General features: G+C 68.0%; 11 protein-coding genes. 6 read left to right on the plus strand and 5 right to left on the minus strand.

The window, feature by feature from the left end; all coding sequences use genetic code 11:
- Positions 1-86: 86 nt before the first annotated feature.
- Both AC07PZ_RS05340 and AC07PZ_RS05345 read right to left on the minus strand, forming a co-directional pair.
- A complete protein-coding gene (locus AC07PZ_RS05340) occupies positions 87-1,682 on the minus strand; it encodes a S41 family peptidase (RefSeq protein ID WP_495294003.1) in 1,596 nt (531 codons plus the stop codon).
- A gap of 37 nt (positions 1,683-1,719) precedes the next feature.
- On the minus strand, positions 1,720-4,044 hold the full coding sequence (locus AC07PZ_RS05345) for an ATP-binding protein (RefSeq protein WP_495294004.1): 2,325 nt from the start codon (positions 4,042-4,044) through the stop codon (positions 1,720-1,722).
- A gap of 129 nt (positions 4,045-4,173) precedes the next feature.
- Between AC07PZ_RS05345 and AC07PZ_RS05350 the strand changes: the two genes are divergently transcribed.
- The 3 genes from AC07PZ_RS05350 (at position 4,174) to AC07PZ_RS05360 (ending at position 7,662) form a co-directional block, all read left to right on the plus strand.
- Positions 4,174-5,373 carry a threonine ammonia-lyase gene (locus AC07PZ_RS05350; RefSeq protein WP_495294005.1) on the plus strand — a complete coding sequence of 400 codons (1,200 nt, stop codon included), beginning with the start codon at positions 4,174-4,176 and terminating at the stop codon, positions 5,371-5,373.
- Between the two features lie 78 nt (positions 5,374-5,451).
- Entirely contained in the window at positions 5,452-5,604 is a 153-nt protein-coding gene (locus AC07PZ_RS05355; RefSeq protein ID WP_495294006.1) for a hypothetical protein, read from the plus strand.
- A gap of 189 nt (positions 5,605-5,793) precedes the next feature.
- Positions 5,794-7,662 carry a phosphoenolpyruvate carboxykinase (GTP) gene (locus tag AC07PZ_RS05360; RefSeq protein ID WP_495294007.1) on the plus strand — a complete coding sequence of 623 codons (1,869 nt, stop codon included), beginning with the start codon at positions 5,794-5,796 and terminating at the stop codon, positions 7,660-7,662.
- Between the two features lie 88 nt (positions 7,663-7,750).
- Here AC07PZ_RS05360 and AC07PZ_RS05365 read toward each other — a convergent pair whose 3' ends face one another.
- Entirely contained in the window at positions 7,751-8,269 is a 519-nt protein-coding gene (locus AC07PZ_RS05365) for a hypothetical protein (protein ID WP_495294008.1), read from the minus strand.
- A 106-nt stretch (positions 8,270-8,375) separates the two neighbouring features.
- On the opposite strand from AC07PZ_RS05365, the gene AC07PZ_RS05370 reads away from it, so the two are divergent.
- Positions 8,376-9,359, plus strand: a complete 984-nt coding sequence (locus AC07PZ_RS05370; protein WP_495294009.1) for a LysR family transcriptional regulator — start codon at positions 8,376-8,378, stop codon at positions 9,357-9,359.
- Positions 9,360-9,372: 13 nt separating this feature from the next.
- Here the strand turns inward: AC07PZ_RS05370 and AC07PZ_RS05375 are convergent, their stop codons facing one another.
- On the minus strand, positions 9,373-9,546 hold the full coding sequence (locus AC07PZ_RS05375; RefSeq protein WP_495294010.1) for a hypothetical protein: 174 nt from the start codon (positions 9,544-9,546) through the stop codon (positions 9,373-9,375).
- Positions 9,547-9,721: 175 nt separating this feature from the next.
- Between AC07PZ_RS05375 and AC07PZ_RS05380 the strand changes: the two genes are divergently transcribed.
- Positions 9,722-10,591: a metallophosphoesterase gene (locus AC07PZ_RS05380; RefSeq protein ID WP_495294011.1), complete on the plus strand. Its 870-nt coding sequence runs from the start codon at positions 9,722-9,724 to the stop codon at positions 10,589-10,591.
- A 7-nt stretch (positions 10,592-10,598) separates the two neighbouring features.
- Here the strand turns inward: AC07PZ_RS05380 and AC07PZ_RS05385 are convergent, their stop codons facing one another.
- Positions 10,599-11,564, minus strand: coding sequence for a LysR family transcriptional regulator (locus AC07PZ_RS05385; protein ID WP_495294012.1), 966 nt, complete (start codon positions 11,562-11,564; stop codon positions 10,599-10,601).
- 133 nt (positions 11,565-11,697) lie between these two features.
- On the opposite strand from AC07PZ_RS05385, the gene AC07PZ_RS05390 reads away from it, so the two are divergent.
- A complete protein-coding gene (locus AC07PZ_RS05390) occupies positions 11,698-12,939 on the plus strand; it encodes a M20 aminoacylase family protein (RefSeq protein ID WP_495294013.1) in 1,242 nt (413 codons plus the stop codon).
- The last annotated feature ends 12 nt before the right edge of the window (positions 12,940-12,951 follow it).

The following is a 12,951-nucleotide window of genomic DNA, read 5'->3' on the forward strand; positions in this document are numbered from 1 at the left end:
GGTCGCCGATGGCGCGCCCGGCGCCATGTCGGGGCACGGCGCACCGATCGGCGCACCAAGGCGCCGCATCGATGCCGGCCTGGCGCTCAAGGCGCCGGGTCGATCGCCTCGAGCACCCTGTTCGAGCGCGTGACGGGCAGGTCCAGGTAGGCGCTCTCGGGTGCCGGCGCCGCCACCGCGATGGCCGTGCGCGCGCTGCGGGCCGACACGGCCACCGGGCAGCTTCCGGTGCTGCGGTAGGTCAGCGCGGCGGCCAGGCGGGCCTCGGCCGGATCGCCGAGGGCATGGTCGAAATCGTCGGCGATGGTGCAGGTCGGCGTGAAGCCATCGCCGTAATCGCCGAAGCCCTTGTTGTTCACGCCCTGCACCTGGATGGTGAAGTAGGTCGTGCCGCAGTTGTCGGCCGGATAGAAGCCATACGGCTTGCCGCAGGTGGTGCCGCCGATCAGGTTGACCTCGATGTCGACGCCGCGCAGGCTGTTGACGACCGACTCGCTGGCCGAGCAGGTGTCGGGGCCGGCAAGCACCGTCAGCCGGGACAGGCCCAGTTGCGGCAGCGGCTGGCCCGAGGTCGTCGAGTAGCCCCGCGTGCGCGTGTAGAACGGCAGGTTGGCCTGCGCCGCCGTGAAGCCGAACGGGTTCTTGCTGTTCGACCGGATGCGCTCGAAAGTCTTGTTCTGCGTGGCGGCGGTGGGCGCGATCATGTAGGCCAGCTGGCTTGCGATGCCGAGCTTGCCGCCGCCGTTGTAGCGCATGTCCAGCACCAGGTCGGTGACGCCATCGGTCTTGAACTGGTTGATGGCGGCGATCAACTCGGCTTCGGCCTTGTCGACATGGTCGTTGAACTGCAGGTAGCCGACGCGTCCGCTTCCGGTGTCGATGCTGCGCACGTTCTGCACCGGCGTGCGCGATACGCTGGCCGACGTCAGCGACACGGTGCTCTCGCTGCCGTCGACGGCGCGCAGGCGGAAGGTGTGGGCCTGGCCGTTGCCGGTCGGTGCGAGCCCCGCGTTCAGCGTGTCGACCTGCGCCTGGGTATTGGAATTGACGACGTCCACGCCGTCGATTTCCAGCACCGTTGCGCCGCGTGAAATGCCGGCTGCGGCGGCCGGCGAACCCGGTTCCGTGTAGGCGACGCGCAGGTTGCGCGGCCGCGTGCGGGCGACGAAGGCGAACTCGATGCCATAGCCCGACTCGACGCTTTGCGAGATGGCCTGGTAGCGCGCGGTGTCGTAGGTGAAGTGAAACCGGTCCTTCGGCTGGCCGCTGGGCGTGGTGGCCGGCGTCTTCAGCACATTGAAGAAGGCCTGGGGCGTCGCGTAGCTGGCGGCCAGCAGCGTGGTCGGGACTTCGTCGAACCACAGGTAGGTTTCGTCGATCCAGGCGCGCACCCAGTTCTTCTCGTCGTCCAGCGTGCCCTGCCGATCGGTGGAAGTCGTGGTGGCCTGGCGCGGCGTGGCGCAGGCGCCGGCATAGCGGGCGGAACCGGTCGACGGCACCTGGTCCACCGGCGTGTCGATCGGTATGGCGGTGCCTGGATTGACCGTTTCAGCCGGCGCCGTGCCGCCCGAGGTCGACGTGGAACCGCCGCCTCCGCCACCACCGCAGCCCGCCAGGCAGATGGCCGCCGCTGCCGCCGCGGCCGTTGGCCAGGTCCCGAGCCCAAGTGTCCATGTCGTCATCCATCGCGCCTTGTGAGAGAAGACCGGAAGACCCGTGCTACTGCACGAAACCCATGCCGCGCGATTCGCGCACTTCGGGCTTGATGCGGTGCTCGGCTTCGAGCTGGTCCAGGAACTCGGTCGCGGTGAATTCCGCGGCCAGGATGTCGGTCTGCCGCTTGACCGCGGCGAAATCGCCAGGGCACAACTGGTCGAACCGCATCAGGCGCGCGCGCAGTTCGCCGGTCATGAGCGCGGCATCGCCGGCCAGCGCCTCGGTCACGAACATGCGCTCGCGCTGCACCGCGGTCAGCGGCATGAACTTGATCTTGAAGGTGAAGCGGCGCAGCGCGGCCTGGTCGAGCCGGTCGAGCAGGTTGGTGGTGCAGACGAACACGCCGTTGAAGCGCTCCATGCCCTGCAGCATCTCGTTGACTTCGGTGACCTCGTAGGTGCGCTGCGCACCGCGCCGGTCCTGCAGGAAGCTGTCGGCTTCGTCGAGCAGCAGCACCGCCTTTTCGGCCTCCGCCTCGCGGAACATGGCGGCCATGTTCTGTTCGGTCTCGCCGACGTACTTGCTCATCAGGTCGCTCGCCTGCTTGACGATCAGCGGACGGCCGATGGCCTTCGCCAGGTGTTCGGCCAGCGCGGTCTTGCCGGTGCCGGGCGCGCCGTAGAAGCACAGCGTGCCGTGGCCGCGCGCCTTGATCGCCTCGACGATGCGCGGGATCTCGAAGCGCGTCTCGACGTTGAGCATGTCGAGGTCGTAGGTAGTGACGCTGCGGCGCTCGCCGGCTTCCTTGCCGAGCGTGCCCAGCGCCAGGTCGGCGTTGCGCAGCTGCCGCTCGATCAGGCTCTCGACCGACACGCCCTCGGTCTGCGCGAGACCGGCAAAGCGCACCGCGGTGCGGATCTGCGCGGGCGTCAATCCCTTGCGTTCGGCCAGCCGGGCGCTGAAGGCATCGGACACGGCCACGCCCTCGAGCGTCTTGCGCACCAGTTGCTCGCGCGCACCGGGCGGTGGCGACTTGAGCTCGAGGTGATAGGCGAAACGGCGCCGGAAGGCCGGATCGATCTGTTCGATGCGGTTGGTGACCCACAGCGTGGGCACCGGGTTCGATTCGAGGATCTGGTTGACCCAGGCCTTGCCGCTCACGCTGCCGCTCGCGGGTGCGGGCACCTGTTCGGCGCGCGCCATGAACTGGGCCGCCTCGGTGCTGATCGGCGGGAACACGTCTTCCACTTCGTCGAACAGCAGCGCGGCCTGCGCACTGCCCTTGAGAAACACCTGCGCGATCTGCAGCGAGCGGTAGCGGTCGCGGCCCGACAGCGAATTGCCGTCGCGGTCCGCGTATTCGACTTCGAACAGTTCGAGCCCGGCGGCCTGGGCCACGACCTTGGCCAGTTCGGTCTTGCCGGTGCCGGGCGGGCCGTACAGCAGCACATTGACGCCCGCTTCCTTGCGCGCGACCGCTGCGCGCAGCAGCGTCACCAGCATCTGTGTGTCGTCCGCCGCGAAGGAGAAGTCGTCGACCGTGAGCGCGCTCTTGGCGGACGGCCGCGTGAACACGGCCATCAACTCGTTCTGGTCGCGGTACTCGCGCATCAGCACGGGCGGCAGCTTCTCGCTGACCTTCATCAGGTCCGCCAGGTCGGTGATGTTGTGTTCGGAAATCAGGTTCTCGACCAGCCCGATGCGCTCCAGCCGCGAGCCGGCGCGCAACGCCTCGCCCACCTCGCTGGCGCTCACGCCGGCGACTTCGGCGATCGCGGCATAGGCCTCGGGCGCGTTGTTGACCTTGAACTCGACCAGCAGCGAGCGCAGGTCGCGCTGGTAGCGCGCCAGCGTGCCGTAAAGAAGCAACGCACGTTCGGCCTTGTTCAGCTGCAGCAGGCCCGCGAGCGCGTCGATGTTCTTCTCGACCAGGGTCGACTGCTTGCGCAGCGCCAGCGTGAGCCAGTCGCGCGTGACCGACAGCACCGACAGCAGGTCCTTCGGCTGGTCCTTGGCGTATTCGTCGAGATAGAAGAACAGCGTGCCTTCTTCATAAGGGCCGCGCCAGACGCCATGGCGCTCGAGCAGCGTGCGGCCGTCCAGCGCCTCGATGCCCTTCCAGACCTCGTTGCCCAGGCAGCGCCGGCCGAGGAATTCGCGCAGCCGCTGCAGCACGGGCGCCGGCCAGACCAGATGGCGTCCCGTGAGCGACAGCAGGCCGTTGAGATCGCGCCGCACGTTGAAGCGCGGCCCTTGCTTGGCGGCCAGCGTGAGCACGAAGTGCGAACACATCAGCTCCAGCACCGGCGCTTCCTTGAGGCCGGGCGACGGCAATGCCTGGCCGCGCACGGCGACAGCCACCACATCGGCACCGGAACGCTTGACCATCGGACGATCTCCAGCTAAAGGGACGAAATTCCGCCACGACCATAACGCAGAGTTTTGTGTTGGGGAAGACACCCCCGGGGTAAAAAGACGGTTGTTGCAAATCCGCTCACTTCACTCGGAATTACCGCCATGGTCGCCATCGAAGACATCCAGCGTGCGGCGACTCGGCTCCAGGGCCAGTTGCTGGCGACGCCCTGCGTCGAATCCCGGACGCTGTCCGACATCGTCGGCGCCCAGGTCTTCCTGAAGTTCGAGAACCTCCAGTTCACTGCCTCATTCAAGGAACGAGGAGCCTGCAACAAGCTGGTCGACCTGGCGGCGGGCGGGACGAAGGGCGTGATCGCGATGTCGGCCGGCAACCACGCCCAGGGCGTGGCGTACCACGCGCAGCGCCTCGGCCTGCGGGCACTGATCGTGATGCCGCGCTTCACGCCCGGCGTGAAGATCGAGCGCACGCGCGGTTTCGGCGCCGAAGTGGTGCTGCACGGCGACACGCTCGAGGCCGCGCGCGCCCACGCCTACGAGCTGGCCGAACGCGAGGGCCTGACCTTCGTCCATCCCTACGACGACGAAGCCATCATCGCCGGCCAGGGCACGGTCGCGCTGGAGATGCTCGACGCCGTGCCCGACCTCGACGTGCTGGTCGTGTCGGTCGGCGGCGGCGGACTGATCGCCGGCATGGCGGTCGCGGCTCGCGCGCGCCGGCCCGACATCCGCATCGTCGGCGTGCAGACCACGCGCTTTCCGGCGATGGTCAACGCGGTTCAGGGCACGCAGCACCCGCAGGGCACGAGCACGATCGCCGAAGGCATCGCGGTCGGCACGCCAGGGGTGATCACGCAGGAGATCATCGGCCGGCTCGTCGACGAGCTGCTGCTGGTCGACGAGGGCGACATCGAGCAGTCCGTCCTGATGCTGCTGGAGATCGAGAAGACGCTGGTCGAAGGCGCCGGCGCGGCCGGGCTGGCTGCGCTGTTGCGCCACCCGGCCCATTTCCGCGGCAAGAAAGTCGGCCTGGTGCTGTCGGGCGGCAACATCGATCCGCTGCTGCTGGCGGCGATCATCGAACGCGGCATGGTGCGCGCGGGCCGGCTCGCCCGCCTGCGCGTGAGCGCGCGCGACGTGCCCGGCATGCTCGCCCGGATCACGGCGACCGTCGCCGAAGCGGGCGCTAACATCGACGAGGTGCACCACCAGCGCGCCTTCACGATGCTCGCCGCGCAGAACGTCGACATCGAGCTGGTGCTGCAGACACGCGGCCGGGCCCATCTGGCGGACGTGCTCGCGGCGCTGAGGCTTGCCGGTTTCGAGGCCGAGGAACAACATTGACCCCCTGCGGGAACCCTGATGGTGCGGATCTGCACCGTCGATAAAATGTCACGCAACTTGCCAACTTGAGGTATTTCGATGTCCACGCCCACGCCAGTACAACCCGGTCACGATGCCATCGTCGAAAAGGATGCCGTCGAGTCGATCGTTCCCCTGATGCCGATCGTGCTGCCGATCGTCGGCGGCGTGCTCATGCTGCTGCTGGCATCGATCGCCGTCTTCCTGGCCTGAGGCGCGGCGCTGCAACGGCGGCCCGGCGCCCTCGCGCCGTGCGCTGCCTGGCGAGGTCCGCGCACAGAGCGCCTCGCGGGACTGTCGCCATGTCGGACGCCCCAAGGTCGGAAGACGTTTTCTCCAACCCTGCTCTCAGTGGCCGAGCGGTGTTCGAAAAGACGATTTTTCAACTCCAGGAACCATCCCATGAACGCACCCACCACGAAGGGCATCGCCATTGAGGCGCCCTCCTATGTCAAGAATGCCCGGCTGATCGCCTGGGTGTCCGACATGGCCGCACTGTGCAAACCCGACAGCGTCTACTGGTGCGACGGCAGCACCGAAGAGTACGACCGCCTCTGCCAGCAACTGGTCGACGCCGGCACCTTCAAGAAGCTGAACCCGGCCAAACGCCCCAATTCCTTCCTGGCCAACTCCGACCCGGTCGACGTGGCACGCGTGGAAGACCGCACCTACATCTGCTCGGCGAACAAGGAAGACGCCGGCCCGACGAACAACTGGATGGAACCGGCCGAGATGCGCGCCACGCTCCAGCCGCTGTTCGACGGCTGCATGAAGGGCCGCACCATGTACGTGGTGCCGTTCTCGATGGGTCCGCTGGGTTCGCCGATCGCCCACATCGGCATCGAGCTGTCCGACAGCCCGTACGTCGCGGTCAACATGAAGATCATGACGCGCATGGGCAAGGCGGTTTATGACGTGATCGGCACCGACGGCGAGTTCGTGCCCTGCGTCCACACCGTCGGCGCGCCGCTCGAGGCTGGCCAGAAGGACGTCGCCTGGCCCTGCAACAAGACCAAGTACATCGTCCATTACCCGGAAACCCGCGAGATCTGGAGCTACGGCTCGGGCTACGGCGGCAATGCGCTGCTGGGCAAGAAGTGCTTCGCGCTGCGCATCGCCTCGACCATGGGCCGCGACGAAGGCTGGCTGGCCGAGCACATGCTGATCCTGGGCGTGACCAACCCCGAAGGCAAGAAATACCACGTGGCCGCCGCCTTCCCGAGCGCCTGCGGCAAGACCAACTTCTCGATGCTCGTGCCGCCGGCCGGCTTCGACGGCTGGAAGGTCACGACCATCGGCGACGACATCGCCTGGATCAAGCCGCAGGCCGACGGCTCGCTGCGCGCGATCAATCCCGAAGCCGGCTACTTCGGCGTGGCACCGGGCACCAACTACACGACCAACCCCAACTGCATGCGCAGCCTGGACACCGGCGTGATCTTCACCAACGTCGCGCTGACCGATGACGGCGACGTCTGGTGGGAAGGCATGGAGCAGGACGTGGCCGGCAAGGCACTGCCCGCGCACCTGATCGACTGGCAAGGCAAGGACTGGACGCCGGCCATCGCCAAGGAAACCGGCGCCAAGGCTGCACATCCGAACGCCCGCTTCACCGTTGCCGCCACCAACAACCCGGCGCTCGACGAAGCCTGGGACGACCCGAAGGGCGTGAAGATCGACGCCTTCATCTTCGGCGGCCGCCGCTCGACCACCGTGCCGCTGGTGACCGAGGCCCGGGACTGGATCGAGGGCGTCTACATGGCTGCGACCATGGGCTCCGAAACCACCGCAGCCGCCACCGGCCAGGCCGGCGTGGTGCGCCGCGATCCGTTCGCCATGCTGCCGTTCATGGGCTACAACATGAGCGATTACTTCCAGCACTGGATCGACCTGGGCAAGAAGCTCGAGGCCTCGGGCGCCGAGCTGCCGAAGATCTACACCACCAACTGGTTCCGCAAGGGCGCCGACGGCAAGTTCGTCTGGCCCGGCTACGGCGAAAACATGCGCGTGCTGAAGTGGATGATCGACCGCCTCGAAGGCAAGGCCTCGGGCAGCGACCACGTCTTCGGCGTGAGCCCGCGCTACGAGGAACTCAACTGGACCGGCCTGGACTTCAGCGCCGCGCAGTTCGACACCGTGACCAGCATCGACAAGGCTGCGTGGCAGGCCGAACTGAAGCTGCACACCGAACTGTTCCAGCAGCTTGCGCACCATCTGCCCGCCGAACTGCCGGCGACCAAGGCCGCGATCGAAGAACGCCTGGCCGCCTGAGTACGGCAGCCGCGCAGCAACGAAAAAACCGCCCGAGGGCGGTTTTTTCATGGGCTCCGCAAGAAGCGCGGAGCGGGGAAGCGGCAGATCAATAGTACTTGCCGAGGTTCACGCGGCGCATCGCTTCGTAGAGCGTCGGCACGGCGCCGTCGGCGGTACCGCGTGCGGCTGCTGCCGGGGAGGCGACGCCGTCAACGGCTTCCTGACGGCTCGCGGCAGCTTGCAGTTCTTGCATGATGCGCGTGTCGTACTTGGCGTAGGCCAGGAAACGTTCGTCGGCCTGGGCAGCGGCGCGGCGACGTGCATAGGCGCCCCAGCCGGCGATGGCGCTGGCAGCGACGCTGCGCGCGACACCGGAGAACAGCGCGATCGCGAGGAAAGCCACGACCCAGAGGGTGGCCCACAGGGCAAGCAGGCTGCCTTCGTTGGCAACCAGGCGATCGGCCACCAGCAGAGCGGCGGAGATCACGGCGGCGAGCAGCAGGGCTGCCAGGCCGCGGGTACCGTCGACGCGGCGGCTGGCGGCGGTGAATTGGGAGATCGCAGCTTCGGCGCGGGCGACGCCGGGATGTGCGACAGGTTGCTCAACGTGTACGAAGCTGGTCATGATGTGTTCCCTGGTGGGTTGCTGGCCGTAGCCGATGACCGAATATTAGGGGTTACCCTAGTGTTTTCCCACTTTATCTTGCTGATGGATATCATTCATCAGACTTATGGACGTCAATTTCCGCACGCTGGACCTGAACCTGCTGCGCGTCTTCGATGAGGTGATGGCGGAGCGCAACCTGACGCGCGCCGCCCGTAACCTGTCGATCACGCAGCCGGCGGTCAGCAACGCACTGCGGCGATTGCGCGACGTGCTCGGCGACGAGCTGGTGCGCCGCTCGGGCGCCGGCGTCGACCCGACGCCCCGCGCGCTGGCACTGTGGCCGACGGTGCGCGAGGCGCTGCAGCAGCTGCAGCACACGCTCGCGCCGAATGAATTCGACGCCACCGTGGCCGACACCACCTTCGTGCTGGCCATGGCCGACGCCACCGCGGCGGAGCTGATTCCGGGACTGGTGCAGATCGCCGAGGCCGAGGCGCCCGGCATCTCGATCCGCGTGGTGCCGCTGACCACGCGCGACCCGCGCGCGCTGCTCGAGGCCGAAGAGGCCGACATGGCGATCGGCTACTTTCCGGCGGTCATCGCCAGCCTGACGGCACGCGGGCAGTCGGGCGTCGCGGTGCCTTTCGAGACGCAACGCCTGTACGTCGGCCAGTACGTCTGCGTGATGCGGCGCGACCATCCGCTGGCCGAACAGCCGCTGACGCTCGATGCCTACTGCTCGGCGCGCCATCTGCTGGTGAGCTTTTCGGGGCGTCCCTATGGCTTCATCGACCAGACGCTCAGTGCGCTCGGGCGCGAACGGCGCATCGTGGTCACCGTGAACCAGTTCTTCACGGCCGGGCGGGTGGTCGCCAATTCGGAATTGCTGACGGTGCTGCCGCGGCATTTCGTGCGCGTGACCGGCATCGACTCGCAACTGGTGCTGCGCGACCTGCCCTTCGATCAGCCCCTGGTGCACGTGGATGCCGTCTGGCACCGGCGCGCCCAGCACGGGCATGCGCACGAATGGCTGCGGGCGGCGCTGGTGCGCTCGGCGGCCGCGGCCTTCGCGCGTTCGTTGCGCGAGCAAACGGTGCCCGCGCTCTAGCAGCGAAGGTCTTTCAGCGAACGACGCGCAGCCAGGCGCTGGCGGCAACGCGCAATTCCTGTGCGTCGTGGGCGTCATGGCCGGCGCGGACGTCGGCGCTTTCCATCAGCAGCGAAGCCGGGCTGTCGGGCGTCGTGTCGGCAGCGGAAGAGAAGAAGCGGGTCAGTTGGGCAAGAAGGTTGAACATGGTCTTGCGCGGCCTTTCCGCGCTGGAGGAGGTGATGACTGAAGATTAAGGGTTATCCCCTATCTTTCAACGCGATCTTTATGTGCGATGCACATAACCTCATCCTGCTGACCGCACCCCGCTTTGCCTTCCAGGAGCCATCGGCGGCCGATGGCACGCGGCTAGACTTTCCCGCATGAAGCTTCAATTGATGTCGGACCTGCACCTCGAAACGCAACCGGATTTCGTTGCGCAGCCCGCACCGGGCGCCGACGTGCTGGTGCTGGCGGGCGACATCGGCTCCTACCAGCAGGGCTCGCGGCTGGTGGGCGACGACTTCGGCCTGTCGCAGTTCGCGCCACGCGGCGGCCCATGGAAGCACGTGCTCTTCGTGCCGGGCAACCATGAATACGACAAGCTGCCCTTCGAGGACACGCATGCGCGGCTGCGCACCCAGTGCGAGCGGCTCGGCATCACCTGGCTGGAGCGCGAGACGGTCGTGATCGACGGCGTGCGCTTCGTCGGCACCACGTTGTGGAGCGACTTCGACGCGCTCGCGCGCCAGGCCACCGACGCGGCGCCGGAAAGCAAGCGCCTCGCCGAATTGCTGAAGCAGCGCGACAAGGCCTTCCGCGCGGCGAATTTCTACCTGCGCAAGAACTCGACGCTGCGCGACGGCGAACATGTGCTGGCCGACGGCATCCGTGCGCTGGCGCTGGAATGCCAGCAATGGCTGCGCGAGGCGTTGCAAGTACCGTTCAGCGGTCCCACCGTAGCCATCACTCACTTCGCGCCCAGTTTGCGCAGTGCCGACCCGCGCTACGGGCTGACGCCGGGCACGGCCGGCTTCTGCAACGACCTCGACGATCTGCTGCCGCATGCGGTGCTGTGGCTGCACGGCCATCTGCATTGCCCGAACGACTATGTCGTGAGCGGAACGCCGGACGCGGGTGGTCAGGAGCCATGGCGCTGCCGCGTGCTGGCCAATCCGCTGGGCTACGCGCAGAAGGACGAGCAGGTCGGCTTTGCACCGCAATGCTGCGTGCGCGTGCCCGGCACCGACTGACGTCCGCTCACGGCGCCGACGCCTGCACGTCCAGCGAATAGAAGACACGCCGCAACTCCGGGTCGTCCGACGCCGCGCTGGCGTGCACCGCCGCCATGAAATGCGCGAGAAAGCGCTGGGCCGCGGGCGACGGCGTCTCGTGGCTGCGCCGGATCACGCCGACCGTGCGCGGCGCGAAGCGCTCGCGCAGCTGCAGCGCCACCATGCGCCCGCGCAGCGCCGCAGTCTCCACCAGCGGCCAGGGGCAGAAGGTCAGCATGTCGGTCTGCTGTACCAGCGTGACCATCAGCGAGGCCGACTGCGCGAGATGGATGCGGTGGTGCGGCACCGCGGCGCCATGCTGGCCGAACAACTGTTCCATCAGCTCCTTCTCGCCGTCGGGCGCGAAATTGAGCAACCAGTCCTCATCGAGCAGCGCATGGATGCTGGTTGCATCCGCCCGCGGATGGCCGGCGCGCGCCATCACGGTGGCTTCGTAGGTGAAGATCGGCGCGGCCTGCAGACCGGTGAGCTCGTCCGGCGCGGCGATGCGGCCGATCATCAGGTCGAGGCTGCCTTCGCGCAGCTTCGGGTAGGCCAGGGCCGAAAAGCCGTCGAAGAACTCGAGCTGCACGTGCGGCATCTCGGCGCGGAACGGCGCGAGCGAGCGCGCCAGCAGCGTCTGCGCCACCCACGGCGTGATGCCGATCGACAGCCGCTGCGGCGCGCCGGCGCCGCGGTGCCGTGCGAGCTCCTGCTCGGCCTGCTGCAACTGATCGAGGATGCGCTGCGCATGCTGGAGCAGGTCGCGCCCGGCCTCGGTCAGGCCGATGCCGCCGGTGTGGCGGGTGAAGAGCGCGAGCCGGCAGTCGGCCTCCAGCTCGCGCATGCCTTGCGTCACGGCCGCCTGCGTCACGCCGAGTCCGCGCGCGGCGGCCCGGATGCTGCCATGCGCGGCCACTGCGACGAGGTAGCGGATCTGGTGCAGCTTCATGGCGCCCGATTATCCGAGCCGGGTATCGCCCGCAAGACAGGCGCTGCTGTGCGGCCCGAGGCGCCGCCTGTCTGCCGCAGCGCGGCGCCGCTTCCTAGACTCGCGGCCACAACCACAGCAGCAAGACAAGCCCATGACCAGCACCATCGAACGCGACACCCAGACCACCGGCGCCGCCAGCGCAGACCCGGTGCTGCCCGGCATCCGCGCGATCGAAAAGGACATGGTGGCGCTGCGCCATCACCTGCACGCGCACCCGGAACTCGCCTTCGAGGAATTCGCCACCAGCGACCTGGTCGCACAACGGCTGGCCGACTGGGGCTATGCGGTCGACCGCGGCCTGGGCGGCACCGGCGTGGTCGGCACGCTCAAGCTCGGCAACGGCCCGCGCGTGCTCGGACTGCGCGCCGACATGGACGCGCTGCCCATCCACGAGGCCAGCGGCGTGCCCTATGCCAGCACCTTCCCCGGCAAGATGCACGCCTGCGGCCATGACGGCCACACCGCGATCCTGCTGGCCGCGGCGCGCCATCTGGCGACCGAGCGCAGCTTCGACGGCACGCTGCACCTGATCTTCCAGCCGGCCGAGGAAGGCCTGGGCGGCGGCCGCAAGATGATCGAGGACGGCCTGTTCGACCGCTTCCCGTGCGACGCGATCTTCGCGCTGCACAACATGCCCGGCTTCCCGACCGGCCAGTTCGGCTTCAAGGGCGGCTCCTTCATGGCGTCGTCCGACACGGTGCTGATCACCGTGCAGGGCCGCGGCGGCCACGGCTCGGCGCCGCACCTGTCGGCCGACCCGGTGGTGGCGTCCGCGCACATCGTGCTGGCGCTGCAGACCATCGTGTCGCGCAACGTCGATCCGCGCGACATGGCCGTGATCTCGGTCGGAGCGATCCACGCGGGCGACGCGCCCAACGTGATCCCCGACAAGGTCGAGCTGCGCCTTTCGGTGCGCGCCTACCGTCCCGAAGTGCGGGCCATGCTGCGCGAGCGCATCACCGAACTGGTGGCGGCGCAGGCCGCGACGCTGGGCGTGCGCGCCGACATCGACTACCGCTGGCGCTATCCGGCGCTGGTCAACGACGTGGCCTGCACCGACTTCGCCCGCCAGGTCGCCGTCGACTGGCTGGGCGAGGACGGCGTGATCGCCGACCTGCAGCCGCTGACCGGCAGCGAGGACTTCTCCTTCATGCTGGAAAAGTGCCCCGGCAGCTATCTCATCATCGGCAACGGGGTCGGCGACACCCATGGCAGCGGCGGCTGCATGGTGCACAACCCCGGCTACGACTTCAACGACGCATGCCTGCCGCTGGCCTCGACCTACTGGGTCAAGCTGGCGCAGCGCTTCCTGGCGCCCGGGCGCGCCAGCTGAGTTTCTTCACCT

Source organism: Variovorax sp. GW821-FHT10B04 (assembly GCF_059415645.1).